Below are 25,491 nucleotides of genomic sequence, written 5' to 3'. Positions count from 1 at the left end.
AATGACAACAAAAAAATCGTCTAAAATTAAATTTTAGACGATTTTAAAATAAATATATTTTTCTGCAATTAAATATTAGCTTTCATAAGCTCTCTATTCATTCTTGCAATATTCTCTAATGTTATTCCTTTAGGACATTCCACTTCGCAAGCCCCTGTATTTGTACAGTTTCCAAAACCTTCTAAATCCATTTGAGCGACCATGTTTTTAACGCGTTCTGGCGCTTCAACTTGACCTTGAGGTAATAAAGCATATTGTGATACTTTGGCACCAACAAATAACATAGCAGAAGAGTTTTTACAAGTAGCTACACAAGCACCACACCCAATACATGTTGCGGCATCCATAGCTTCATCGGCAGCAATTTTAGAAATAGGCAATGAATTGGCATCCTGTGTATTTCCAGATGTATTTACCGAAATAAACCCACCAGCTTGTTGAATACGCTCGAAAGCCATTCTATCTACAATTAAATCTTTTATTACCGGAAATGCTGCTGCTCTCCATGGCTCTATGGTAATAGTATCACCATCTTTAAACATACGCATATGTAACTGGCAGGTAGTAATACCTCTATCCGGTCCGTGAGCTTCACCGTTAATGTATAAAGAGCACATGCCGCAAATACCTTCACGACAATCGTGATCGAAGGCTACAGGCTCTTCTCCTGTATTCACTAATTGCTCATTCAAAACATCCATCATTTCTAAAAAAGACATATGTTCTGAAATATCAGTCACTTTGTAATCTACCATTTGACCCTTTGCTTTCGAGTCTTTTTGTCTCCAAATTTTAAGTGTTAAATTCATAATGTCTTTTTATTATTTGTATGAACGTTGTTTAAGTTCAATATCTTTAAATTCTAATTGTTCTTTATGTAAAACAGCATCAGCAGGCTCTCCTTTATATTCCCAAGCCGATACAAAAGCAAAATCCTTATCGTTACGTTTTGCTTCTCCTTTTTGAGGTCCATCTAACTCTGCCGATTCTTCTCTAAAGTGTCCACCGCAAGATTCTTCTCTAACTAAAGCATCTTTTGCAAACAACTCTCCAAGTTCTAAAAAGTCTGCTACTCTACCCGCTTTTTCTAATTCTACATTCATTTCGTTTGCAGATCCAGGTACTTTAACATCCTTCCAGAATTCTTCACGAATCGCTTTAATCTCAGCCATAGCAGCGGTTAAGTCTTTTGCATTTCTAGACATTCCTACTTTATCCCACATCACTTTACCAAGACGTTTGTGGAAATGATCTACAGATTTTGTTCCTTTATTATTAATAAAGAAATCTATTCTATCTTTAACTTCTTTTTCTACCTCGTCAAACTCCTTAGTATCTGTTGGTATTTTACCTGTTCTAATATCATGAGACAAATAATCTCCAATAGTATAAGGCAACACGAAATATCCATCGGCTAAACCTTGCATTAATGCAGAAGCACCAAGCCTGTTTGCACCGTGATCTGAGAAGTTTGCTTCACCAATACAGTATAAACCTTCTACGGTAGTCATTAAGTTATAATCTACCCAAATACCACCCATAGTATAATGCGTTGCAGGGTAAATCATCATTGGTGTTTTGTATGGATTCTCGTCAACGATTTTCTCATACATTTGAAATAAGTTTCCGTATTTCGCTTCAACTACAGCTTGACCTAATTCGTATATTTTAGCTTCCGAAGGATTTTTTATATTATGAATTTTAGCTTGCTCTGTTCCATAACGTTGTATAGCCGATGCAAAATCTAAATACACCGCCTCACCAGTTGCATTTACACCGTAACCAGCATCACAACGTTCTTTTGCAGCTCTAGATGCCACATCTCGAGGCACCAAGTTACCAAATGCAGGATAACGACGCTCTAAGTAATAATCTCTATCTTCTTCAGCTAAATCGGTAGGTTTTAATTTACCTTGCTGAATGGCTTTAGCATCTTCTATTTTTGCTGGTACCCAAATACGACCATCGTTACGTAAAGACTCAGACATCAATGTTAATTTAGATTGATAATCTCCAGAACGCGGAATACATGTTGGGTGAATTTGTGTAAAACAAGGATTTGCAAAATACGCGCCTTTTTTATGAATCTTCCATGCAGCAGTAGCATTAGACCCCATGGCATTGGTAGATAAGAAATATACATTTCCGTAACCTCCAGTTGCAATAACAACAGCATGTGCAGAATGTCGTTCTAATTCTCCAGTAATTAAATCGCGGGCTATAATCCCTCTTGCTTTGCCATCAATTTTTACAACATCTAGCATTTCATGACGGTTATACATTTGAATTTTACCACGAGCAATTTGGCGGTTCATTGCCGAGTAAGCTCCTAATAACAATTGCTGTCCGGTTTGTCCTTTAGCATAAAATGTTCTCGATACTAATACACCACCGAAAGAACGGTTATCTAGTAACCCACCATAATCACGTGCAAAAGGAACCCCTTGTGCTACACATTGATCGATAATGTTACCAGACACCTCAGCTAAACGATATACGTTAGCTTCACGCGAACGATAATCGCCACCCTTTACAGTATCGTAAAATAATCTATAATTAGAATCCCCATCACCTTGATAGTTTTTCGCTGCATTAATCCCCCCTTGTGCTGCAATAGAGTGAGCACGACGCGGAGAATCTTGATAAGCAAATGCTTTTACGTTATATCCTAATTCGGCCAACGTTGCGGCTGCCGAACCACCTGCTAAACCAGTTCCAACAACAATAATATCGATATTACGTTTGTTCGCTGGGTTTACAAGGTTAATATTATTTTTATAATCTGTCCATTTATCTTTAATTGGACCTTTTGGTACTTTTGAATCTAAAGCCATACTATAATCAGATTAATGGTTGAAAAAATGAAAAACTGCTACAATAACAAATCCTAATGGAATGATAATAGAATAAGCCTTCCCAATACTTTGAAGTGTTTTTTTACGTCCAGCAGTAATACCCATAGATTGGAACGCTGAAGTAAAGCCATGTGCTAAGTGCAATCCTAAAAGGACAAAAGCAACCACATAAGCAACCACTCTTGCAGGGTTATGGAACTTTTCAACGAGTTCATGATAATATCTAAAGTTACCATCATGCATTCCAGACATATCTCCAACGACATATTTAGTGTTTAATTCTGGAATCCAGAAATCGATAAAGTGTAATGCAATAAATGCTAAAATAGCAAGGCCACTATAAATCATGTTTCTACTCATCCAGGTAGAATTAGCTGCTCCATTATTTCTAACATAAGCAACTCCATTTGCTTTTTTGTTTTTCAATTCTAATACAAACCCCATAACAAAGTGAAATACAACACCAAAAATTAAAACGGGCTGCAAAGCAAATTGAATTAACGGATTGGTTCCCATAAAATGAGACATCTCGTTAAAAAGGTTTTCACTGAATAAAGAAGTAATATTTACCGCTAAATGTATAATTAAGAAAAACATGAGGAAGAATGCTGAAAGTGCCATAGCAACCTTCCTTCCTACTGAAGATTTGAAAAATCCGCTCATTATTTATTAAGTTAAAATTGTTGTTAACAAATGTACTATTTAGATATTCTTTTTTGAAACAAAACGCTTTTTTTTTAGTTATTTAGAATCGTTTTAACAAAGCCATTATTTTTATAATTTATTCAATTATTCTCAGGCATTTTACCTAAAATAATCCTGCAAACCAAATCGTTTTTTTATATAGTTTTTACTTATTTATAAGGCCAAATCATTGGCACCATAACAATACTCACAATAAAAAATATTAACAATAAAACAGCGCCACTTTTCATATAATCTGTAAATTTATACCCTCCCGCATTCATAACCATTGTATTTGTGGGTGTACCAAAAGGTGTTAAAAACGCCGTGGATGCACTCACTGCTAATATCATCATAAAAGGATAAGGCGAATACCCTAATTCCAAGGATGCCGCCAAAACAATGGGTGCCATTAAAATTGCTGTTGCCGTATTACTCATCACCTGACTTAAAAACGAGGTTATCAAGAAAATTCCTGCTAAAAAATAAGTTGGGTGCTTTTGTCCTATTAAGGCAATCATAGAATCTGCAATAAATTTTGCTCCTCCTGTTTTTTGAAGCGCTACTCCCATAGGAATCATCCCCGCCATAATGATAATAACATTCCAGTTAATAGCTCTATAAGATTGATTCATATTAATACAACCCCCTAAAATCATGATAAACGCGGTAAGCATGACAGTAATAGCCGACGAAAACGGCCCCCAAATAAACATACAAACCATAAACACCATGGCCAAAATAGAGATTACAGCCTTTCTTGTTATTTTTCCAATTTCCTTAGAAAGCTCTTCAGGCGAACCAATAATTAAGAAATCTCTACTTTGCTCTTGAATTTCCTTAATATCCTCCCACTTAGCTCTAACTAAAATAGCATCACCTTCTTGTAAATCGAATTCTCTCCCCCTAATTCGTTTATTATACCGACTTACAGCAATAACTTGCAGATTGTAATGTTTTCCAAATCGGCCAGTATTAATATGTCTTCCTTTATAACTTGATTTTGGAGCTACAATTAATTCGCATATTCCAATTTCATCAGATAGCACATTCTCTTTCATGAATTCACCATCTATATTATCTAACTTAGTAGCAGCTACATTATATTTCTCAATAAATCTATGAATTCTATTTTCACTACAATTCACAATAAGCTCATCGCCAACATTCATGGCGCGATTTAAATCTGGAAACTCGTCTAAATCACTTTTTTTAAAACCTACTTTTTTCAGAAAAGACGTTGTAACATCTTCCTTAGAAATCATTTTAATAACCGTAACTCCCATTAAAGATCCTAGCTTCAATTCCTTCATTGTTTTTCCAACTGCTGAAGAATTTGGTCTTATTCTTACTCGCCAAAACGCATCAAATAATTGGTATGATTCTTCGATACTTTGTATAGATTCATCAATATCCTCTACCCGTCTCGATTTATTACTTGGCAGTAATTTTGTGCCAAAATATCGCATATAAATTACAGTTAACACCAACAAAGGCACGCCTATATAAGCAAATTCAAAAAAACCAAACTCTGGAATTCCTGCATCTACCATAGCTTGGTTGGCAATAATATTGGTAGGTGTCCCTGTTAAAGTTAGCAAACCACCAGTAGCAGCAGCAAAAGACAATGGAATTAGCATTTTTGATGCTGGCATTTTTAACCGCCAAGATGCTGCAATTACAACAGGCATTAAAGAAGCCACTGTACCGGTATTACTCATAAAAGCAGACAAAATAGCCGAACCAATAATAACTAAAACCAATAATCTATTAGAGTTACTTTTTGATAGGGTAATAATTTTATTCCCAAGCCAAGAAGTTAATCCGGTTCTACTCATGGCTTCACCAACTATAAACAAACCCGCAATTAAAATAATACTGGTATTACTAAACCCTGAAAATGTTTCATTTACAGTTAAAACCCCCGTCATACTCAAGGCCATCATACTGGTAACTGCTACAATATCCGGTCTTATTTTTCCCGATACAAACAAAATAATTGTAATTGCTAAAATGATAAATGTAATCGTCATAATTTCTTGGTTTGGTCTCGGCAAATTTAAACTGAACAAAAAATAGAAACCATGATATTGCTCACATTTTTCTTATTACTTGCCCTGCTATCTATTATTTTAAAACAAATTAGTATAGAGTAATTTTTTTAAGTTGATTACAAAATAGCCATAATTTCAGCAACAATTATTATAAGTACTAATGAAAAAGGATATACCGCAGCATAAGCTATTTGTGGCGCCTCAGATTCGGTCATAGAGTCCGTTGCACTTAACCCGGGAGTTGAGGTCATTCCTCCTGTTAACGCCCCTAAAATTGACAAAAAGTTAATTTTTAACAAAAATCGCCCAGTAAGAACCGTAGCAATCATAGGCATCAAAGTGATAAGTGCTCCATATACAAACAAAATAGCACCATGTTCCTGAATAGCTAAAACTAAATGTTGTCCAGCACTTAACCCCACAGGTGTTAAAAATAACAAAAGCCCAAACTGACGCAATATTTGATTAGCAGGGCCAGGCAGATTCCAAATAATACGCCCCATTTTCCCTTTCCAACTTAAAAATATTGAAGCTAAAAGCACCCCACCTGTAAGCCCTAATTTAATATGTATACCCCCTAACGGAATAGCAACAACCCCAACAAGAACACCAATAACTATCCCAAAGGCTACCGGTAAAAAACTAGTTTGCCCAATTCTTTTAAGGCTATCGCCAAAGAGTTGAGTTACCGCAGAAACATTCCCTTTAGATGAAGATACTAAAATTTTATCACCATATTTTATACGCGTTGTTGGATGTGGCACCAAATCAATACCCGATCTTCTAATGCGAGTAATAGTAGCCGAATAGTTTTCTAAAAGATTTAATTCTCTAATGGTTTTATTTACTACCGTATCATTACTCACCACATACCATTTTACATCATAGGTACCACTTCTAGGAATTTCTGTATCAGTAACCTTTCCTAATAATAATTCAATTCTCTCCAAGGCATTTACAGTACCAACAGCTTTTATAAGATCTCCTGTTTCTAAAACCGTATCCTTAGTAGGAGAAATAGGCAATTGATTAGGTTTCATTATACGTGAAATATTAGCCTGTGTCATAAAACGAATCCTTAACTCTTTAATGGTTTTCCCATTTACATTTTCATTAGAAATAATCAAATTTCTATTTATAATTAAAGGCGTATTAGAATGCGACTCCTCTTCATATTTATTTTCTTCATGTTTAATATTTACTCGAAACAAAGCTGGCCCTAATTTTACAAATAAAATAACACCCAAAACCCCAAAAGGATAAGCAATTCCGTAACCTATAGACGCCATGGTAGACTGAGAAGCCTCAATAGAAGCTGCCAAACCCGGAGTTGATGTTAACGCCCCTGTTAACAAACCACTCATCATATTCATATCAACATCATAAATATAAGCTATAGATACCGCCGTTATACCACCAGTAATTACCGCAATCCCTGCAAGAATAATTAATTTAGCACCTTGCTCTTTAAACGAACTAAAAAACGACGGCCCAGCTTGCATGCCAATAGTATATATAAACAATACTAACCCCACACTTTGTATAATAGACGGAATACTAAAATTTACACCATACAAATTATACAAATAACCAAAAAAGATAGCTACAAAAATTACTGCTGAAGTATCAAAACTTATCCCCTTTATTTGAACGTTTCCAAGAGCAATTCCCAAACCAATAACTAGAAATAACACAAAGTAATCTTTAGTGAGTAATTCTAAAATAAGTTCCATATGACATAGTATTTTCTTCAGATTTTATTAAAATCTAAGTTTTATTTAGATGAACAAAAGTATAAGTTTCCTATATTCAATTTCATGACAATTATCACTTAAAACACCAACAAAACTTAGCATAGCCAAAACCAACCCTCTGTTAACCCCTATGGATATTGAACGAATACGTTGTAGTAAATTTATGTTTTATTAAAAACAAATTTTCAAACCCTTTTCTCTAATTGATTGATAACCATATTTTTTCCTATAAAACATAAATAAAATATTTTACCCTTATGGAAACCTTCTTTAATTAAACTTTTAAAAGTAATGGTTTTTCTATTCTCAACACCTCTTTACGAAGTCGTTTTCTAAAAAACTAATAAAATGTTAAAAACAAAAGATCCGATTACTGTATTATAAGTATTCCCTAAATAAAGTATTAAATTTGTAACTTAAATAACACTTTCAAATATGAAATACGAACAAATAAATCCCGCTCTATTTATAAAAAACAGAAAAAACTTCGCCAAAAACATGGCTCCTAAAAGTTTAGCTGTTTTTAATTCTAATGATATTTACCCAATTAGCGCCGATAGCACCATGCCATTCGAGCAGCATCGTGATATTTTTTACCTGAGTGGTGTAGATCAAGAAGAAAGTATATTAGTTATTTTCCCCGATTGTCCGAAAGAAAAACATCGTGAAATTCTTTTTTTAAAAGAAACCAACGAACACATTGCTATTTGGGAAGGCGAAAAGCTAACCAAAGAAAAAGCCTTTGAAACCAGTGGCATAAAAACAGTATACTGGCTGCAAGACATGGAAAAAGTGATGTTTGAAATTATGACACAATGTGATACCGTTTACCTAAACACTAACGAACATTACCGCGCTAATGTAGAAACAGAAACTCGTGAAGATCGTTTTTCAAAATGGTTAAAAAATAAATACCCCGCACATCGTGTTGCTAAAAGCGCTCCTATTTTACAACGCTTACGTTCCGTAAAAGATTCCATAGAAATCGATTTAATTCAACAAGCTTGCGATATTACCGAAAAAGGATTTCGCCGTGTTTTAAATTTTGTAAAACCAGACGTTTGGGAATACGAAATTGAAGCCGAATTTATGCACGAATTTTTAAGAAACCGTTCTAAAAAATTCGCTTACACCCCAATTATAGCATCCGGAAATAACGCCAATGTTTTACATTATATTGAAAACAACCAACAATGCAAAGCAGGCGATTTAATTTTAATGGACGTAGGCGCAGAATATGCTAATTATTCGAGCGATATGACACGAACTATCCCTGTTTCTGGACGTTTTACCGACAGACAAAAAGCAGTTTACAATGCTGTAATTCGTGTGAAAAATGAAGCCACTAAAATGCTTATCCCAGGAACCGATTGGACAGACTACCATGCTGAAGTTGGAAAGATAATGACGAGTGAATTACTTGATCTTAATCTTCTAGACAAAGCCGATGTTCAAAATGAAAATCCAGAATGGCCCGCTTATAAAAAATATTTTATGCACGGCACCAGCCACCACATGGGATTAGATACTCATGATTACGGTATTTTAACCGAACCTATGCAAGAAAATATGGTATGGACCGTAGAACCAGGAATTTATATTCCAGAAGAAGGTTTCGGTATTCGATTAGAAGATGATGTTGTGATTCAAAAAACAGGAGAACCTTTTAATTTAATGCGAAACATTCCTTTAGAAGCCGATGAGATTGAAGATATTATGAATTCGTAACACTTGATTAAAAACAAAAAAATGGACTGAAATTTAAAACTTCAGTCCATTTTTTTATTCTACTATCTACTTACTAAACAGCAGCCATTTCAAATAAATAACTATTTAGTTTTTGAAGCGTTTTTATTTTATCTTGAGAATCAATTAACAGAGAAATATTATTATTACTACCTCCGTAAGAAATCATTCTAATTTTTACATCCTGTAAAATCTGGAACAATCTAAAAGTATCTTGATGGTTCACAACAGCATGCCCTACTAAACACACAATACTTTGGTTTACATCCACTTCAATAGACGCTATTTTATCTAGCTCTGCTAAAATTTTATCTAAGTTCTTATCATCATCAATAGTTAAGCTTACCGCGACTTCCGAGGTGGTAATCATATCAATAGATGTTTGGTAGGTTTCAAAAATTTCGAATACTTTTTTTAAGAAGCCATACGCCTGTAACATATGTGCCGATTTAATCTTAATAGCCGTTATACCATCTTTTGCAGCAATAGCTTTAATACCTGTTTCCGAAGTTTTACTAGAAATTAAAGTGCCGTGTGCCTCTGGATTCATCGTATTTTTTAATCGTACTGGAATACTATCTTTACGAACAGGATTTACCGTTTGTGGATGCAATATTTTTGCGCCAAAATAAGCCAACTCGGCAGCTTCATCAAACGACAAATCTGATATTGGATTCGTGTGTTCTACAAATCTTGGATCGTTATTATGCATACCATCGATATCTGTCCAAATCTGAACTTCTTCAGCTTTTATAGCAGCACCAATAATAGTGGCTGTATAATCACTTCCACCACGTTGTAAATTTGAAATCTCACCAGCATCGTCCAAACAAATAAAACCTTGTGTAATATATATATCGGCAGGTCCAGATTCACTTAAAACCACCTGAAGATTTTCTTCAATATACTGAACATCCGGTTCCTTAAAACCATCAATTTTCATAAAGTTTAACGCCGGTAATAAAACAGAATTCACACCTTCTTGTTGTAAAAAACTATTAAACATATACGTAGACATTAACTCGCCTTGCGCTACAATTTGGTTTTCCACTAATTCTGCCGTCCATTTTGAAGTACAACCTAGTAAAAAATTAAAAACACCAGAAACGTATGTTTTTGTTTTAGCGTTTAAGGCAGCATCTGTTAACAACTCATCAATAACCTGATTATAAGTTACATGCAAAGCATTAACCTTTTCCGCAGCAACATCTCCTCGGTGTTCAGTAATATCTTTTGCAATAGCAACTAATTGGTTTGTGGTTCCAGACATTGCCGAAAGCACCACAACCTTCTCACTACCATCATTAATAATGTTTTTCACATTAAGCATATTCTCAACCGAGCCAACCGAAGTGCCTCCAAATTTTAAAACTTTCATACGCTAATACTTCTTAATTATTTTTATTTCTTCAACAAAAATAAAACTCTTATTAACAATAATACCTTTTTTTAAAAATTATGTTTATTTTTACACAAATTGTTAAATATTTAACATGAAAACGGTATCTAACTGTGTAGAAGACATTTTAATTGCGCAACCTTATTTGGAAGAAGCGCTATCGAGAAACATCATTAACTTTAGCGCATTAGCTTTGGAACTTACCGAACCTATTAGTAAAATGCTAAAAAAGGACGTAAAACCCGGAGCAATTATGATGGCTTTACGCCGTTATAATCCGCCAACCACTTTAACCAATTCGGTTAAAATGAAACGCGCCATTCAAAATTTAGGCGATATTACGGTACGATCAAATCTTACCGATTATACCGTTAAAAACTCGAAAACACTCATTGATAATCATGCCAAAATTTTGGATCGTATCAACCAAGAATCCAAATTATTTTACACCTTCACCCGAGGAATACACGAAAGTAATATTATAATTTCCAGCAGCTTAAACAGCTTTATAAAAACATCGTTACAAAACGAATATTTTTTAGCCGTGCAAAAAGGACTTACAGCGATTAGCATTAATTTACCTCAAGACAATTCTAAAATTGCGGGGCTTTATTATCACTTCTTTAAACGCTTAGCCTGGGAAGGCATCGTACTTTATGAAGTTATTTCAACCACAAACGAATTTACTATTTTAGTTGAAGATGAATATGTAGACCAAGCTTTCGCTGCTATAAAACGCGTGAAATCTTAGTCTTTTTTTTAATGATAGAGTATCTTTGCCTGAGATATTAAACCCATGATTTTACAATACAAAGGCATCAATATATTCTACACCGACCAAGGCAAAGGGAGCGCTGTTGTTTTACTACACGGCTTTTTAGAAAACACCTCTATGTGGAATGAAATTACACCAACGTTAACAAAAAAAAATAGAATAATCTGCATTGATTTATTAGGACACGGTAACACAGAATGCTTAGGCTATGTGCACAGCATGGAACTTATGGCCGAAGCCGTTGCCGCGGTTTTAAAACATTTAAAAATACGCCGATCAACATTTGTTGGGCATTCCATGGGTGGCTATGTTGCACTCGCTTTCGCGGAAGAAAACCCAGACGCTTTAAAAGGTCTCTGTCTAATGAATTCCACAGCAAGTGCCGATACTCCAGAGAAAAAAGAAAATCGAGATCGCGCTATTTTAGCCGTAAAACAAAACCACAAAAGCTTTATTAGAGTGGCCATTACAAATTTGTTTAGACCTAAAAACCGTAAAATATTTTCTGATAAAATAAAGCAAATTAGAAAAGAAGCGCAAGAAACGCCACTCCAAGGTATCGTTGCCGCTTTGGAAGGTATGAAAATTAGAAACGACCGCGAAGCATTGCTTCATTTTACACCGTTTAAAAAAATGATGATTGCCGGAAAAAAAGACCCCGTGCTAAACTACAACTTGCTGGTAGAACAAACCGAAAACACCGAAGTTGAACTGATTACGCTTCCCGACGGGCACATGTCTCATATTGAAAATAAAGACGCGCTGATATTAGAAATTATGCGCTTTGTAGAAAACCTTAAATAAACAAAAACAGCTTAAAAATAAAGATTTTTAAGCTGTCATTATATTTTTTAAGCAAAGGGAATTAATCGAAATTTTTCCAACCTTGTGCTATTAACGGAATTCTACTGTTTGCACGCGTTATTAAATGCGCACCTTCATTTTCATCTTTCATATGCCCAATAATACTTAAATGCGGATTGGCTTTTATTTTAGGAAAATCGTTTTGAGAAATTGTAAAAAGCAACTCATAATCCTCTCCGCCATTTAATGCCACGGTAGTACTATCAATATTAAACTCTTCACAAACGGTTATTACTGTAGGATCTAACGGGATTTTTTCTTCATATAAATCACACCCTACTTTGCTACTTTTACATAAATGAATAATTTCCGAAGATAAACCATCGCTAACATCAATCATAGCCGTAGGTTTCACATCTAAATCTTTTAATAATTTAAAGACATCTTTTCGAGCTTCAGGTTTTAACTGGCGCTCAATAATATACGTATAAGCCTCTAAATCTGGCTGAGTATTTGGATTCACTTTAAAAACCTCTTTTTCACGTTCCAAAACCTGCAAACCCATATACGCAGCACCCAAATCTCCAGTCACGACTAATAAATCGCCTGGTTTTGCTGTATTTCTGTAAACTTCATCGCCTTTAGCAACCTGTCCAATAGCTGTTACAGAAATTAACAACCCTTTAGTAGACGATGTGGTATCGCCACCAACAACATCAATATTATAAATTTTAGCGGCCGTTTCAATACCTGCGTATAATGCTTCCACAGCCTCTAAAGGAAAACGATTTGAAACCGCAATAGATACCGTAACTTGTGTTGCCTCGGCGTTCATAGCATAAACATCCGATAAATTAACAATTACCGCCTTATATCCTAAATGCTTTAAAGGCATGTAACTTAAATCGAAATGCACATTTTCAACCAGCAAATCGGTAGTAACCACTATGTTTTTATCATCAAAATTTAAAACAGCAGCATCATCACCAATCCCTTTAACGGTAGATGTATGGGTAATTTCAAAGTTTTTGGTTAGGTGCTCAATAAGGGCAAATTCACCTAAAGCACTCAAAGGTGTACGTTCTTGATTGTTATCTTCTATCATGCTGCAAAAATAAGAAGCTATTTTTGTTTTTAATAGAAAATCCATCGCAAACGTGACAGATATAGCAAATTAAGTTTTCAAATTTAAAAGAATATCAATAAAACTGAAACCTTATACTGCCGGTGATACATCATTTTTTTCAAAAAAAATAAGACAAATATCATATTTTAAATTCTTTCATAAAAAAAACCTATCACACAATATCCTAATATAATGTTAGGTTCTATGGTAATGCATGACATATATTGTATATTTGCACTCTATTTAGAGCAAATCTAAATTCAATAATTATGATAAAAGTTTCTGAAACAGCTAAAAAGAAAGTTATCGAACTTATGACAGACGATGGCTATAACCCTAACGAAGATTTTGTTCGTGTTGGGGTAAAAAGTGGTGGTTGTTCTGGTTTATCCTACGATTTAAAGTTTGATAAAGAAAATCGAGAAGACGATAAAATTTTTGTAGATAATGGTGTAAAAATTATTGTTGACAAAAAGAGTTTCTTGTATTTAATTGGAACCACACTTGAATATTCAGGAGGATTAAACGGCACAGGTTTCGTTTTTAATAATCCTAACGCAAACCGTACTTGCGGTTGTGGCGAATCGTTTTCATTATAAAAAATTAAGAAAAGAATTATGTCGAAGTATACCGAGGATGATTTACGCGAAGAGCTTAAAACCAAAGAATACGAATACGGATTTTTTACAGATATAGAATCTGATACGTTTCCTATTGGTTTAAATGAAGACATTGTGCGCGCTATTTCTAAAAAGAAAGATGAACCACAATGGATGACCGATTGGAGATTAGAGGCGTTTAAAATTTGGAAAGACATGACGGAGCCTGAATGGGCCAATGTTAACTATAAAAAACCAGATTTTCAATCTATAGCGTATTACTCTGCTCCAACTTCTGTAGATCCTAATAAAACATTGGATGATGTAGATCCGGATTTACTTGCTATGTACAAGAAGTTAGGAATTTCTGTTGATGAACAGAAAAAAATGAACAATGTTGCTATGGATATTGTTGTAGATTCCGTTTCGGTAGCTACAACTTTTAAGAAAACATTAGCCGAAAAAGGCATTATTTTTATGAGTATTTCTGAAGCTATTAAAGAGCATCCAGAACTTGTAAAAAAATACATAGGCACTATTGTTCCTATAAAAGATAACTTTTACGCAGCTTTAAACTCTGCCGTTTTTAGTGACGGATCGTTTTGCTATATCCCAAAAGGCGTAAAATGCCCGATGGAATTGTCTACTTATTTTAGAATAAACCAAGGAGGAACCGGACAATTTGAGCGTACATTATTAGTTGCCGACGAAGGCAGTTATGTAAGTTACCTAGAAGGTTGCACCGCACCAAGTCGTGACGAAAATCAATTACACGCCGCCGTAGTAGAGCTTATTGCTTTAGACGATGCCGAAATAAAATACTCTACTGTACAAAATTGGTTTCCAGGAAACTCCGAAGGAAAAGGAGGGGTTTACAACTTTGTAACCAAAAGAGGTTTATGCGAGAAAAACGCTAAAATTTCTTGGACACAAGTGGAGACTGGATCGGCTGTAACTTGGAAATACCCAAGTTGTATATTAAAAGGTGATAACTCGGTAGGTGAGTTTTACTCTATTGCTGTTACCAATAATTTTCAACAAGCCGATACCGGTACAAAAATGATTCATATTGGTAAAAACACAAAATCGACTATTATTTCTAAAGGAATATCGGCAGGGAAATCGCAAAACAGTTACCGTGGTTTGGTTCAAATAAACTCTAGAGCCGATAATGCACGTAACTTTTCGCAATGCGATAGTTTATTAATGGGTAATGAATGTGGCGCACACACCTTCCCATATATTGAAGCTAAAAACAAAACAGCCAAAGTAGAACACGAAGCGACGACAAGTAAAATTGGCGAAGATCAAATTTTCTACTGCAACCAACGTGGAATAGATACCGAAAAAGCCATTGCACTAATTGTAAATGGTTTTAGTAAAGAAGTTTTAAACAAACTACCTATGGAGTTTGCTATTGAAGCTCAAAAATTATTGGAAATTAGTTTAGAAGGTTCTGTAGGATAACATCTATAAATCGATATAAATGAAAAATTTAGGCGTCTTAATTCTTTGTATTTCACTATTTGTAAGTTGTAAAAACAATAACAAATCGAATGAAACCAAACATCAAGATGATAATTTAACCGTATTAAAAGGTGAATTTGTTTATTATGATGGTGCCGCTGTTTTACAAACAGACAATGAGATTTATGGTGTTTTTATTACCGATAAACTAGAAGAATTAAACAAACAAGCTGAAACCTTGAAAAACAACAAAACCGACATGGTAACTGTTGAAATACAAGGCAGAGTAACGCAAGAAAAAGATGAAAATATTCTTTGGGATAACAAAGTTGAAATTTTAAAAATTTTAAGCGTAACACCAGCAAAAAACGAAAACGAAGGCCTTATAAAACGAGGCAGTTAATAATATAATTAAACACCGAATTCTAATTTGAAAAGAATTTTCTAATCAAACACAGGATTTAAAATATAAAGTATGTTAAAAATAAATAATTTACACGCAAGCGTAGAAGATAAAGGCATTCTAAAAGGTATTAACCTAGAGGTAAAAGCAGGAGAAGTTCACGCTATTATGGGCCCAAACGGTTCTGGTAAAAGTACATTAGCTTCAGTTATCGCTGGAAAAGAAGAATATGAAGTTACCGATGGTAGCATTATTTTTGAAGGTGAAGATATTGAAGAATTAGCAGCTGAAGAGCGTGCTCACAAAGGGGTGTTTTTATCGTTTCAATACCCAGTAGAAATCCCTGGAGTATCGGTAACTAACTTTATAAAAACAGCCATTAACGAATCGCGTAAAGCCAAAGGTTTAGAAGATATGCCTGCTAAAGACATGCTGAAACTTATTCGTGACAAAGCCGATTTATTAGAAATGGATCGTAAGTTTTTATCACGCTCATTAAACGAAGGTTTTTCTGGTGGTGAAAAGAAACGTAACGAAATTTTCCAAATGGCCATGTTAGAACCAAAATTAGCGATTCTTGATGAAACCGATTCTGGTTTAGATATCGATGCTTTACGTATTGTGGCTAATGGTGTTAACAAACTTAAAAGTAAAGACAACGCTGTAGTTGTAATTACCCACTACCAACGACTTTTAGATTATATCGTTCCAGATTTTGTACACGTTTTATACAACGGGAAAATCGTAAAATCGGGAGGAAAAGAACTTGCTCACGAGCTTGAAGAAAAAGGATACGATTGGATTAAAGAAGAAGTGAACGCTTAAAAATAGTCACAGTATTCAGTCACGGTTTGCAGTTGCTTACTCAAAACTGATTACTCAAAAGTTTTAAAAATAGTAAACAGTACTTTATTAGTTTTTATTTTTTTTAAAAACTAGGACTACTACTGAAAACTGAAAACAATGGATTTAAAAGAAAAATTAGTATCATCTTTTCTAGCATTTGAGAACAACGTAGATGTTGACACTGAAATACACAGTATTAGAAACGAAGCTATAAAGACATTTGAAGAAAAAGGATTTCCTACCAAAAAAGAAGAGGCTTGGAAATACACATCTTTAAATAAAATTTTAAAAGAAGACTATAGTGTTTTTTCAAAACATGAAAGTTCTATCGATTATAAAGACGTAAAAAAGTATTTTATTCACGATATCGATTCTTATAAAATAATTTTTATTGACGGAAAATATTCTTCTTACCTATCTGAAACCACTCACGATGGTATCGATGTTTGTTTAATGTCCGCTGCCTTAGCTAAGCCCAAATACCGCTTAGTTGTTGAGAATTACTTTAACAAAGCAGCTACTAAAGATAGTTTACCATCTTTAAACACTGCATTTTCTCAAGAAGGGGCTTATATCCATATTCCAAAAAATAAATTGGTTGCAAAACCAATTCAAATTATACATTTATCAACAGGAAGTGAAGCAGCAACTTTAGCACAACCACGTAATTTAATTGTGGTGGACGAAAATAGCCATGTTCAAATTATTGAGCGTCACCAAAGTTTAACAGATAACCCGGTACTTACAAATAGTGTTACCGAAATTTTTGCTAACAAACGTGCCATTGTAGATTATTATAAAATTCAGAATGATAATGCCAATGCATCACTTATCGACAATACATTCATTGAACAAAAACGAGAAAGTGTAGCATCGGTACACACCTTTGCTTTTGGTGGAAAATTAACACGTAACAACCTTAATTTTTATCAAAACGGCGAACGCATTAATTCGATATTAAAAGGCGTTACTATTATTGGTGAAAAACAACACGTAGACCACAACACGCTTGTTCACCATATAGAACCAAATTGCGAAAGTCACCAAGATTACAAAGGTATTTTTGGAGATAGCGCTACAGGCGTTTTTAATGGTAAAATTATTGTAGATAAAGAAGCGCAAAAAACAAATGCATTTCAATCTAACAACAATATATTAGTAAGTGATAAGGCAACAATAAACAGTAAACCACAGTTAGAAATTTTTGCAGACGATGTAAAATGTTCTCACGGTTGTACTATTGGACAATTAGACGAAAGCGCTATGTTCTATATGCAATCGCGCGGAATTCCTAAAAAAGAAGCTAAAGCCCTTTTAATGTATGCTTTTAGCAACAATGTATTAAGCTCGGTTAAAATCCCAGAACTTAAACAACGTATTACTAAAATTATTGCAAAAAAATTAGGCGTAAATATCGGATTCGATTTATAGTCCATAAATTAAACCAATACTTTAAAAGTAATATTAGAAAAGTTCGTCTTTTGTAATATTACTTTTTTGTTTAAATCAAACTCAAATAGAGCGCGATTTCAATAAAAAAAACAATAAACCCAATACTAAAAGTATGAGTTAGTACTTTTGTATAAAATGAAAAAAATATGCTTGACGTATCTAAAATAAGAGCCGATTTCCCAATTCTTTCCCGACAAGTAAACAACAAACCTTTGGTATATTTTGATAATGCCGCAACATCGCAAACACCGGAAGTTGTTATCGATACAATTGTAGATTATTACAGCAATTACAACGCCAATATCCACAGAGGTGTACATACTTTAAGTCAGGAAGCTACGGACAAATACGAAATCGCCCGCCAGAAAATACAAGCCCATTTTAACGCGAAATTTTCTCATGAAATCATTTTTACTTCGGGTACAACCCATAGTATAAATTTGGTAGCCAACGGCTTTTCTGCCCTTTTAAAAGCAGGCGATGAAATTATTGTTTCAGCCTTAGAACACCATAGTAATATTGTGCCATGGCAAATGCTTTGCGAACGCACGGGCGCTATTTTAAAAGTGATTCCCATGAACCAGGAAGGCGAACTTATTATGGAGACTTATGACAAGTTACTTTCCAATAAAACAAAACTGGTTTTTGTAAATCATATTTCAAACGCTTTAGGCACCATAAATCCTATTGAATATATTATAGAAAAAGCACATGCTGTTGGTGCAGCCGTTTTAATTGATGGCGCTCAATCCTGCCCACATATAAAACCAGATGTACAAGCTTTGGATGTTGATTTTTATGTAGCATCGGCTCACAAAGTTTGTGGCCCAACAGGTGTTGGTATGCTTTACGGAAAAGAAGCATGGCTAAACAAACTACCGCCTTATCAAGGAGGCGGAGAAATGATTGCTGAAGTTTCTTTTGAAAAAACAACCTACGCCGATTTACCCCATAAATTTGAAGCTGGAACCCCAAATATTTGTGGAGGCATCGCTTTTGGGGCTGCACTCGATTATATGAATGCTATTGGTTTTGATAATATAGCAACCTACGAAAATGAATTATTGGCTTATGCTACCGAAAAATTATCGACCATAGAAGGTTTAAAAATTTACGGAACTGCAAAGCATAAAACATCTGTAATTTCCTTTAATTTAGAAGGTATTCATCCGTATGATGTAGGAACCATTCTAGATAAATTAGGTATTGCCGTACGTACGGGACACCACTGTGCGCAACCTATCATGGATTTTTTCTGTATTCCAGGAACCATTCGTGCATCCTTTGCATTTTACAATACCAAAGAAGAAATTGATATTTTGGTTGCAGGTGTAAAAAAAGCAAAAATGATGCTTTCATAACATAGTTTGGCTTCATTTTTGAAAATCAAATTAAAAAATTAAAATCATGAAATTATTTAGTATTCTTTTAGTCCTTATTCTTTCGCTAAAATCATGCGGAGACGTATCAAATTCCAACAATTCTGAAAAACTTTCAGGTGAATTTCATATCGTAACGTTAAAAGAAAATTCAAATTTACCAGACAATTTAACCATAAACTTTGATACCGAAACCAAGAAAATTTCAGGATTTTCTGGCTGTAATAATTTCTTCGGAGGTTTTACTTTAGAAGACGGTGTTTTAAGCTTTGGCCAAATGGGATCCACTCGAAAAATGTGTTTTAGTGAAGCGAATAATATTGAATCTGAGATTCTAAAAGCACTTTCAGAAATCAATGGGTTTTCATTTAAAGACAACGCGTTACAACTAAAAACAAACGACACTATTTTAATAACAGCAAAACAATAATTTAACAGACAGCGTCTTTTCAGCTTAAAAAAGAGCTTCTTATCTTTTTATAAAATATTGAAAAGCAACTTCTATTATTGTATTTTTGTATAAAACATATTACTGTGACTATAGAAGACATTCAAAACGAAATAATTGACGAATTTTCCATGTTTGAAGACTGGGAAGAACGTTACCAATATATGATTGATTTAGGGAAAGATTTACCCATAATTAACGACGAATATAAAACCGACAGCAACATTATTAAAGGTTGCCAAAGTAAAGTTTGGGTACATGCCGAATTAAACAACGATAAAATTGAATTTACTGCCGATAGTGATGCTATCATTACTAAAGGTATTATTGCTATTTTAATTCGTGTGTTTAACAACCAGCATCCTAAAGATATTATTGAAGCCAATACCGATTTTATTGATAAAATTGGATTAAAAGAACATTTGTCTCCAACACGAGCAAACGGTTTGGTAAGCATGATAAAACAATTAAAATTGTACGCTATTGCTTATCAAACGCAGATAAAGTAATTTATTGAATTTTCCTCAATAAAACGGGACTATAAATTAATAAGATTTCCGCCTTCGCGGAAATAAAAAAACATTTTATAATATGAGCGAAACAACCATAGACACTGCCGATTTAGGCGAAAAAATAGTAAATGTTTTAAAAACCATTTACGATCCAGAAATTCCTGTTGATATTTACGAACTTGGTTTAATTTACGATGTATTTGTAAATGAAGATTACGACGTAAAAATATTAATGACCCTTACAACGCCTAACTGTCCGGTAGCTGAAACTTTGCCTTTAGAGGTTGAAGAAAAAGTAAAATCCTTAAACGATGTTAAAGGTGCTGAAGTTGAAATTACTTTCGATCCACCATGGACACAAGAATTAATGAGCGAAGAGGCTAAGTTAGAATTGGGGATGCTTTAAAAACAGAATTAAGTTTCTTAAATAATTATGGCAGACGAAATAATAAATCGCGTTGCGAATAGTAAATTAATCACGGTTAATCTTGAAGATTATTATCCGCAAGGCCACCGTGTACTTTTTGATATCAAAGATTGGCTTTTTGAAGGCTTTGTGCTGCGCGAAAAAGATTTTAGAACTCAGGTTTCAGAGTTCGATTGGTCGCAATATCAAGATGCTTACGTGGCTCTAACTTGCAGTAGCGACGCTATAATTCCAGGCTGGGCTTATATGCTTTTAAGTATTCAGCTAGAACCTTTTGCAAAAAAAATAATTATTGGTACCCTTGACAACTTGGAAACAGCCATTTATCAAGATATTATCAATGATTTAGATATTTCGGATTTTAAAGATAAGCCTATTATTATAAAAGGCTGCTCAAAAAAACCCGTACCACAAAACGCCTATATTATGTTGGCGAATAAATTGCAACCTTTTGCAAAATCTATTATGTACGGAGAAGCCTGCTCTTCGGTGCCACTTTATAAAAAGAAATAAATTTATTGTGACTATTTAATCAAAATTGTGTCTAAAAAATTGATGTTAATAGGAAAGTAATAATATAAAACAAATACATTACAACCTTAAAAACACGCTATATTTACACGAAATTTTAAAATAAACTAAAATGAAGAAAACCTTATTATTGGTAGCTCTATTTTTGGGGCTAGTATCAGTAAATGCACAAACTAAAGAAGAGTTACACAGTCAAAAAGCAGAAAAACAAGCTATAGCAGATGCTGCACAAGCTGAAGCCGATGCGTTACAAGCAAAAATTGATGCGCTTCCAGGCTGGAGAACAGGAGCTTTTGGTACTATTGGAGGTAGTTTATCTAACTTTAATAACTGGTATTCTCAAGACACACCAAACAATGCTTCGGGTAATATTGGCTTTACTTTAAATGCTTTTGCTAATTTAATTGAAGATAAATTCTTTTGGAGAAATGCTTTAACAACCAATTTAAACTGGGTAAAATTAGACGATAAAGATAGCTCTATAGATGATGATAGCTTCCGTCCAACAACTGATGTTTTTAACATTTCTTCTTTATATGGTAGAAACATTACTAAAACATTAGCTGCTTCTGGATTATTGGAATATAGAACCACTTTATTGGATAACTTTAACGATCCTGGATATTTAGACCTTGGTATTGGTGCTACGTGGACACCTATTGAGAATTTAATAGTGGTGATACACCCATTAAACTACAACTTTGTATTTGCCGATGGTGACTCTGTTTTCGATTCATCTTTAGGTGCTAAAATAGTTGCAGATTATACCAGACAAATTGGAGCTATTAACTTTAAAACAAACTTCTCTACGTTCCAAAGCTATAAATCTAGCGATTTATCGAACTTTACTTGGACCAACTCGTTTAGCTACACGCTTTGGAAAATGATTGGTGTTGGTTTCGACTTTGGATTGAGAAGTAACAAACAGGAGGCTTTGAATTATATCCAAAATTTACCAACAGATCAAGGAGGTAATCCTAGTGAAACTTTTGATACTGTAGATAACGATTTACAAACCTATTATACTATTGGTTTAAGCTATAAATTTTAAGCCTAAATAAAAATAACACTTAATATTAATAAACCCGACTTGTTTTAAAACGAGTCGGGTTTATTATTTGTTTTATACTAAAAATGAGTATTTTAGCGTATGAAAAATTTTATTTTACTAAGCTTTATTTTTTGTTTCTCCATGTTAAGTATGGCACAAAAAGTCACTAAACTTAAAACAGGAAACAAAATAAACATTGTTAAGGATGTAAAAATTGAATATACTCCTGAAAAATTTAACAGATACAGAACACCACTATTTACCGATGTAAATTCTAGAGGGTTAGGGCTTTTAAGTGTGTACGAAGCAAAACAAAATACATTTAATTCTCGGTTTGCTAAAATTTATGTTTACAAAGAAGCCAATGCTAATTTTCTAGGTCACGATTATTATATTGAAAATAGAGACATGAACTTTATTAGTAGCTTTTATCTATATAGTTACTTCATAGAATTTAAAGAAAATAACGAAATAGTTTTTCTTCTTTATGGTGATGAAGACCATGATAAAGTTATAGACATTGTTAATAATAGCTACCATAGAATGGAAAATGTACTGGTGTTAAAAGTTGATAGTACCGATAAAATGGAGTATATACAGTCTATTTTAAATAAATCTAACGAAGGTGATATTTTAATTTATGCCGCAGAGAAAAAATTTAGAGTTTTTCCTGCTGGTTTACCCGTTATTAGAGATTAGTACTTAGTAAACCTCAACTGTTATTAGTACAAAAACCTTAACATAGCAAATAGGTGCGTTAGGGATTGAGGCATTGTTGGAGCTCCTCGAAGAGAGCGACTGCCGAAAGCCCGACCGTGAGCGTTTCCTGCAAGGTTTTTTCAACCTGGCAGGTATTTAGCGAGGGGTAACGCCCAAAATTTACTCCATATCTTCGTAATTGTAATCGGGATATAAAAATTGATTGTACGGAAAACGGGTGACGTGAATTTCACGAACCTCATCGTAAACGCGCTTTTTAAAATCTTCTAAATTCTTTTTATTTAGGGCAGAAATAAAGAGGGCGTTATTGCCCACTTTACTCATCCAAGTACTTTTCCACTCGTCTAGGCTATAGTGTTTTTCGCTACGTTCGGTTTCTAAATCGTCATCGTCTAAATGTTCGGCCGTGTAAGCATCAATTTTATTGAACACCATAATGGTGGGCTTATCGCCACTTTTAATTTCACCTAAAATTTTCTCTACAGAGGCAATATGCTCTTCAAAATTAGGGTGCGATATATCGACCACGTGCAACAGTAAATCGGCTTCGCGAACTTCATCGAGGGTACTTTTAAAACTATCGACTAATTGGGTTGGTAGCTTTCTAATAAATCCAACGGTATCGGATAGCAAAAATGGTAAATTTTGAATAACCACCTTGCGCACCGTAGTATCTAGCGTAGCAAAAAGTTTATTTTCGGCAAAAACCTCACTTTTACTAATCACGTTCATTAGTGTAGATTTCCCCACGTTTGTATAGCCCACAAGCGCCACACGTACCATTTTACCACGGTTACCGCGTTGTACAGCCATTTGCTTGTCTATGGTTTTTATACGTGCTTTAAGTAAGGCTATTTTATCGCGTACTATACGTCTATCGGTTTCAATTTCTGTTTCACCAGGTCCGCGCATACCAATCCCCCCTTTTTGGCGTTCAAGGTGCGTCCACATACCACGTAAACGGGGTAGTAAATATTCGCATTGTGCCAATTCTACTTGGGTTCGCGCGTAACTAGTTTGCGCGCGTTGTGCAAAAATATCGAGTATTAAGTTGGTTCTATCTAATACTTTTACCTCTAAAATTTTACTGATATTACGCTCTTGAGCCGACGATAATTCGTCGTCAAAAATAGCGGTGGTTATATCGTTAGCGTCTATAAAAGCACGTACTTCTTCCATTTTTCCTGTACCAATAAAAGTTTTTGGGTTAGGCATCTCCATTTTTTGCGTAAAACGCTTAATGGCATATCCGCCCGCGGTATAGGTTAAAAACTCTAACTCGTCTAAATATTCTTTAGACTTTTCTTCATTTTGGTCTTTAGTTATAACGCCTATTAAGACAGCGCGTTCTAAAGAAATATCTTTCTCTTCTATCATGCTACAAAGTTACACAATTGCAATGATTTTATTTTTAATATTTTTAAGCCTATTTTTGAATTATGATAGCACCTTTTGATGATATTCCCGTTCGAAACGATTTACAAACTATTGCGTTTTACAATACTGAAAATTTATTTGATATTTATGATGATAAACGCACGTACGACAACGAGTTTTTACCGAAATCGATTAAAAAATGGACCAAAAAACGGTATGATAACAAACTTAAGAAACTAGGTTTTGTTATGTCTAACATAGGAAGGCGAGAAACTGGAAAACACCCAGCTATTATAGGTTTGGCCGAAGTAGAAAACGCCAAAGTGATTAAAGATTTAATACATTCGAAACATTTAAAATCTTACAATTACGGTTATGTGCATTACAATTCTCCGGACGAACGTGGGATTGATGTGGCTTTAATGTATGATAAAGATGTATTTGAAGTTTTACATTCCGAACCTTTTGAAGTTGCATTAAAAAACGACGAAGGTTTTCCCGATTATACGCGAGATATTTTACTCGTTACCGGAAATTTAGATGGCGAAAAAATACATGTTATTGTAAATCACTGGTCGTCTAGGCGTGAAGGTGAAAAGGAAACGGAGCATAAACGCATAACATCATCTGATAAAGTTGGCGACATTATTTCTGCTTTAACATTAGAAAATCCGGAGGCTAAAATTGTAGTTATTGGCGATTTTAACGATGATCCTCATAATAAAAGTATAAAACGTTTGGTTGAAAATTATGGTTTATTTAACCCGATGGAAACCTTACGATCTTTTAATCGAGGCAGCACAAAACACAACAGACAGTGGAATTTATTCGATCAAATTTTAATTTCAACTAATTTTTTTAAGACTTCCAGTAATTTATTCGAATACAGCCTTGCCAATATTTTTGATGAAAATTTTCTAAAAACATTTAAGGGCAGGTACAAAGGAACGCCCTACAGAACTTATGCGGGTAAACGCTACAATGGCGGTTATAGCGACCACTTTCCGGTGTACGCTATTTTTAAGAAGTAGGATTTTTTAATTAACTATTTTTTATGTATCTTAATAAAAATTAAACCGTAA

24 protein-coding genes are annotated in these 25,491 nt (G+C 34.2%); 16 read left to right on the top strand and 8 right to left on the bottom strand.

Annotated features, from left to right (window positions below; all coding sequences use genetic code 11):
- Positions 1-68: 68 nt before the first annotated feature.
- The 5 genes from FQU21_RS06310 to FQU21_RS06290 form a co-directional block, all read right to left on the bottom strand.
- Positions 69-809, bottom strand: a complete 741-nt coding sequence (locus tag FQU21_RS06310; RefSeq protein ID WP_147677151.1) for a succinate dehydrogenase/fumarate reductase iron-sulfur subunit — start codon at positions 807-809, stop codon at positions 69-71.
- 12 nt (positions 810-821) lie between these two features.
- Positions 822-2,834, bottom strand: coding sequence for a fumarate reductase/succinate dehydrogenase flavoprotein subunit (locus FQU21_RS06305; RefSeq protein ID WP_147677150.1), 2,013 nt, complete (start codon positions 2,832-2,834; stop codon positions 822-824).
- 12 nt (positions 2,835-2,846) lie between these two features.
- Positions 2,847-3,518 (bottom strand): succinate dehydrogenase cytochrome b subunit, encoded by a 672-nt coding sequence (locus tag FQU21_RS06300; RefSeq protein WP_147677149.1) that lies wholly within the window; start codon positions 3,516-3,518, stop codon positions 2,847-2,849.
- Positions 3,519-3,709: 191 nt separating this feature from the next.
- Complete coding sequence (locus FQU21_RS06295; protein ID WP_147677148.1) at positions 3,710-5,572, bottom strand: SLC13 family permease; 1,863 nt, start codon at positions 5,570-5,572, stop codon at positions 3,710-3,712.
- Between the two features lie 137 nt (positions 5,573-5,709).
- Positions 5,710-7,326: an aspartate:alanine exchanger family transporter gene (locus tag FQU21_RS06290; RefSeq protein ID WP_147677147.1), complete on the bottom strand. Its 1,617-nt coding sequence runs from the start codon at positions 7,324-7,326 to the stop codon at positions 5,710-5,712.
- A 456-nt stretch (positions 7,327-7,782) separates the two neighbouring features.
- On the opposite strand from FQU21_RS06290, the gene FQU21_RS06285 reads away from it, so the two are divergent.
- Entirely contained in the window at positions 7,783-9,075 is a 1,293-nt protein-coding gene (locus tag FQU21_RS06285) for an aminopeptidase P family protein (protein WP_147677146.1), read from the top strand.
- Positions 9,076-9,148: 73 nt separating this feature from the next.
- Here FQU21_RS06285 and FQU21_RS06280 read toward each other — a convergent pair whose 3' ends face one another.
- Positions 9,149-10,471, bottom strand: coding sequence for an aspartate kinase (locus tag FQU21_RS06280; RefSeq protein WP_147677145.1), 1,323 nt, complete (start codon positions 10,469-10,471; stop codon positions 9,149-9,151).
- A 115-nt stretch (positions 10,472-10,586) separates the two neighbouring features.
- On the opposite strand from FQU21_RS06280, the gene FQU21_RS06275 reads away from it, so the two are divergent.
- Complete coding sequence (locus tag FQU21_RS06275; protein WP_147677144.1) at positions 10,587-11,243, top strand: hypothetical protein; 657 nt, start codon at positions 10,587-10,589, stop codon at positions 11,241-11,243.
- Between the two features lie 45 nt (positions 11,244-11,288).
- Positions 11,289-12,071: an alpha/beta fold hydrolase gene (locus FQU21_RS06270; RefSeq protein ID WP_147677143.1), complete on the top strand. Its 783-nt coding sequence runs from the start codon at positions 11,289-11,291 to the stop codon at positions 12,069-12,071.
- Positions 12,072-12,132: 61 nt separating this feature from the next.
- Here the strand turns inward: FQU21_RS06270 and thiL are convergent, their stop codons facing one another.
- A complete protein-coding gene (gene thiL / locus FQU21_RS06265) occupies positions 12,133-13,176 on the bottom strand; it encodes a thiamine-phosphate kinase (protein ID WP_147677142.1) in 1,044 nt (347 codons plus the stop codon).
- Positions 13,177-13,466: 290 nt separating this feature from the next.
- Here thiL and FQU21_RS06260 point away from each other — a divergent pair, with 290 nt between their 5' ends.
- The 12 genes from FQU21_RS06260 to FQU21_RS06205 all read left to right on the top strand — a co-directional run bounded on the left by FQU21_RS06260 (position 13,467) and on the right by FQU21_RS06205 (position 23,011).
- Positions 13,467-13,796 carry a HesB/IscA family protein gene (locus FQU21_RS06260; protein ID WP_147677141.1) on the top strand — a complete coding sequence of 110 codons (330 nt, stop codon included), beginning with the start codon at positions 13,467-13,469 and terminating at the stop codon, positions 13,794-13,796.
- 18 nt (positions 13,797-13,814) lie between these two features.
- Positions 13,815-15,263, top strand: a complete 1,449-nt coding sequence (gene sufB / locus FQU21_RS06255; protein WP_147677140.1) for a Fe-S cluster assembly protein SufB — start codon at positions 13,815-13,817, stop codon at positions 15,261-15,263.
- Between the two features lie 19 nt (positions 15,264-15,282).
- The gene (locus FQU21_RS06250; RefSeq protein ID WP_147677139.1) at positions 15,283-15,666 is read left to right on the top strand and encodes a hypothetical protein; all 384 of its coding nucleotides are present in this window, start codon (positions 15,283-15,285) and stop codon (positions 15,664-15,666) included.
- 72 nt (positions 15,667-15,738) lie between these two features.
- Positions 15,739-16,491 carry a Fe-S cluster assembly ATPase SufC gene (gene sufC, locus FQU21_RS06245; protein WP_147677138.1) on the top strand — a complete coding sequence of 251 codons (753 nt, stop codon included), beginning with the start codon at positions 15,739-15,741 and terminating at the stop codon, positions 16,489-16,491.
- 138 nt (positions 16,492-16,629) lie between these two features.
- On the top strand, positions 16,630-17,943 hold the full coding sequence (sufD, locus tag FQU21_RS06240) for a Fe-S cluster assembly protein SufD (protein WP_147677137.1): 1,314 nt from the start codon (positions 16,630-16,632) through the stop codon (positions 17,941-17,943).
- Between the two features lie 167 nt (positions 17,944-18,110).
- The gene (locus FQU21_RS06235) at positions 18,111-19,325 is read left to right on the top strand and encodes an aminotransferase class V-fold PLP-dependent enzyme (protein WP_147677136.1); all 1,215 of its coding nucleotides are present in this window, start codon (positions 18,111-18,113) and stop codon (positions 19,323-19,325) included.
- Between the two features lie 46 nt (positions 19,326-19,371).
- On the top strand, positions 19,372-19,773 hold the full coding sequence (locus tag FQU21_RS06230) for an META domain-containing protein (RefSeq protein ID WP_147677135.1): 402 nt from the start codon (positions 19,372-19,374) through the stop codon (positions 19,771-19,773).
- A 104-nt stretch (positions 19,774-19,877) separates the two neighbouring features.
- Complete coding sequence (locus tag FQU21_RS06225) at positions 19,878-20,300, top strand: SufE family protein (protein ID WP_147677134.1); 423 nt, start codon at positions 19,878-19,880, stop codon at positions 20,298-20,300.
- 82 nt (positions 20,301-20,382) lie between these two features.
- A complete protein-coding gene (locus FQU21_RS06220) occupies positions 20,383-20,709 on the top strand; it encodes a DUF59 domain-containing protein (protein WP_147677133.1) in 327 nt (108 codons plus the stop codon).
- Positions 20,710-20,736: 27 nt separating this feature from the next.
- A complete protein-coding gene (locus tag FQU21_RS06215; protein WP_147677132.1) occupies positions 20,737-21,243 on the top strand; it encodes a DUF2480 family protein in 507 nt (168 codons plus the stop codon).
- Between the two features lie 130 nt (positions 21,244-21,373).
- Positions 21,374-22,312 carry a DUF3078 domain-containing protein gene (locus FQU21_RS06210; protein ID WP_147677131.1) on the top strand — a complete coding sequence of 313 codons (939 nt, stop codon included), beginning with the start codon at positions 21,374-21,376 and terminating at the stop codon, positions 22,310-22,312.
- A gap of 150 nt (positions 22,313-22,462) precedes the next feature.
- Positions 22,463-23,011, top strand: coding sequence for a hypothetical protein (locus FQU21_RS06205; protein WP_147677130.1), 549 nt, complete (start codon positions 22,463-22,465; stop codon positions 23,009-23,011).
- A gap of 180 nt (positions 23,012-23,191) precedes the next feature.
- Here FQU21_RS06205 and hflX read toward each other — a convergent pair whose 3' ends face one another.
- The gene (gene hflX / locus FQU21_RS06200; protein WP_147677129.1) at positions 23,192-24,409 is read right to left on the bottom strand and encodes a GTPase HflX; all 1,218 of its coding nucleotides are present in this window, start codon (positions 24,407-24,409) and stop codon (positions 23,192-23,194) included.
- Between the two features lie 62 nt (positions 24,410-24,471).
- Between hflX and FQU21_RS06195 the strand changes: the two genes are divergently transcribed.
- Positions 24,472-25,440, top strand: coding sequence for an endonuclease/exonuclease/phosphatase family protein (locus FQU21_RS06195; RefSeq protein ID WP_147677128.1), 969 nt, complete (start codon positions 24,472-24,474; stop codon positions 25,438-25,440).
- Positions 25,441-25,491 lie beyond the last annotated feature (51 nt).

The sequence above is a fragment of the Algibacter pacificus genome (assembly GCF_008033385.1).
Taxonomy (GTDB): domain Bacteria; phylum Bacteroidota; class Bacteroidia; order Flavobacteriales; family Flavobacteriaceae; genus Algibacter; species Algibacter pacificus.
Note: the sequence above shows the minus strand (reverse complement) of the source record. Positions and strands in the feature narration are given on the sequence as shown.

Bases quoted from the DNA above. Each gene is read 5' to 3' on its own strand.
- FQU21_RS06310 (WP_147677151.1), bottom strand. From the start codon at position 809: ATGAATTTAACACTTAAAATTTGGAGACAAAAAGACTCGAAAGCAAAG.
- FQU21_RS06305 (WP_147677150.1), bottom strand. From the start codon at position 2,834: ATGGCTTTAGATTCAAAAGTACCAAAAGGTCCAATTAAAGATAAATGG.
- FQU21_RS06300 (WP_147677149.1), bottom strand. From the start codon at position 3,518: ATGAGCGGATTTTTCAAATCTTCAGTAGGAAGGAAGGTTGCTATGGCA.
- FQU21_RS06295 (WP_147677148.1), bottom strand. From the start codon at position 5,572: ATGACGATTACATTTATCATTTTAGCAATTACAATTATTTTGTTTGTA.
- FQU21_RS06290 (WP_147677147.1), bottom strand. From the start codon at position 7,326: ATGGAACTTATTTTAGAATTACTCACTAAAGATTACTTTGTGTTATTT.
- FQU21_RS06285 (WP_147677146.1), top strand. From the start codon at position 7,783: ATGAAATACGAACAAATAAATCCCGCTCTATTTATAAAAAACAGAAAA.
- FQU21_RS06280 (WP_147677145.1), bottom strand. From the start codon at position 10,471: ATGAAAGTTTTAAAATTTGGAGGCACTTCGGTTGGCTCGGTTGAGAAT.
- FQU21_RS06275 (WP_147677144.1), top strand. From the start codon at position 10,587: ATGAAAACGGTATCTAACTGTGTAGAAGACATTTTAATTGCGCAACCT.
- FQU21_RS06270 (WP_147677143.1), top strand. From the start codon at position 11,289: ATGATTTTACAATACAAAGGCATCAATATATTCTACACCGACCAAGGC.
- thiL (WP_147677142.1), bottom strand. From the start codon at position 13,176: ATGATAGAAGATAACAATCAAGAACGTACACCTTTGAGTGCTTTAGGT.
- FQU21_RS06260 (WP_147677141.1), top strand. From the start codon at position 13,467: ATGATAAAAGTTTCTGAAACAGCTAAAAAGAAAGTTATCGAACTTATG.
- sufB (WP_147677140.1), top strand. From the start codon at position 13,815: ATGTCGAAGTATACCGAGGATGATTTACGCGAAGAGCTTAAAACCAAA.
- FQU21_RS06250 (WP_147677139.1), top strand. From the start codon at position 15,283: ATGAAAAATTTAGGCGTCTTAATTCTTTGTATTTCACTATTTGTAAGT.
- sufC (WP_147677138.1), top strand. From the start codon at position 15,739: ATGTTAAAAATAAATAATTTACACGCAAGCGTAGAAGATAAAGGCATT.
- sufD (WP_147677137.1), top strand. From the start codon at position 16,630: ATGGATTTAAAAGAAAAATTAGTATCATCTTTTCTAGCATTTGAGAAC.
- FQU21_RS06235 (WP_147677136.1), top strand. From the start codon at position 18,111: ATGCTTGACGTATCTAAAATAAGAGCCGATTTCCCAATTCTTTCCCGA.
- FQU21_RS06230 (WP_147677135.1), top strand. From the start codon at position 19,372: ATGAAATTATTTAGTATTCTTTTAGTCCTTATTCTTTCGCTAAAATCA.
- FQU21_RS06220 (WP_147677133.1), top strand. From the start codon at position 20,383: ATGAGCGAAACAACCATAGACACTGCCGATTTAGGCGAAAAAATAGTA.
- FQU21_RS06215 (WP_147677132.1), top strand. From the start codon at position 20,737: ATGGCAGACGAAATAATAAATCGCGTTGCGAATAGTAAATTAATCACG.
- FQU21_RS06210 (WP_147677131.1), top strand. From the start codon at position 21,374: ATGAAGAAAACCTTATTATTGGTAGCTCTATTTTTGGGGCTAGTATCA.
- FQU21_RS06205 (WP_147677130.1), top strand. From the start codon at position 22,463: ATGGCACAAAAAGTCACTAAACTTAAAACAGGAAACAAAATAAACATT.
- hflX (WP_147677129.1), bottom strand. From the start codon at position 24,409: ATGATAGAAGAGAAAGATATTTCTTTAGAACGCGCTGTCTTAATAGGC.
- FQU21_RS06195 (WP_147677128.1), top strand. From the start codon at position 24,472: ATGATAGCACCTTTTGATGATATTCCCGTTCGAAACGATTTACAAACT.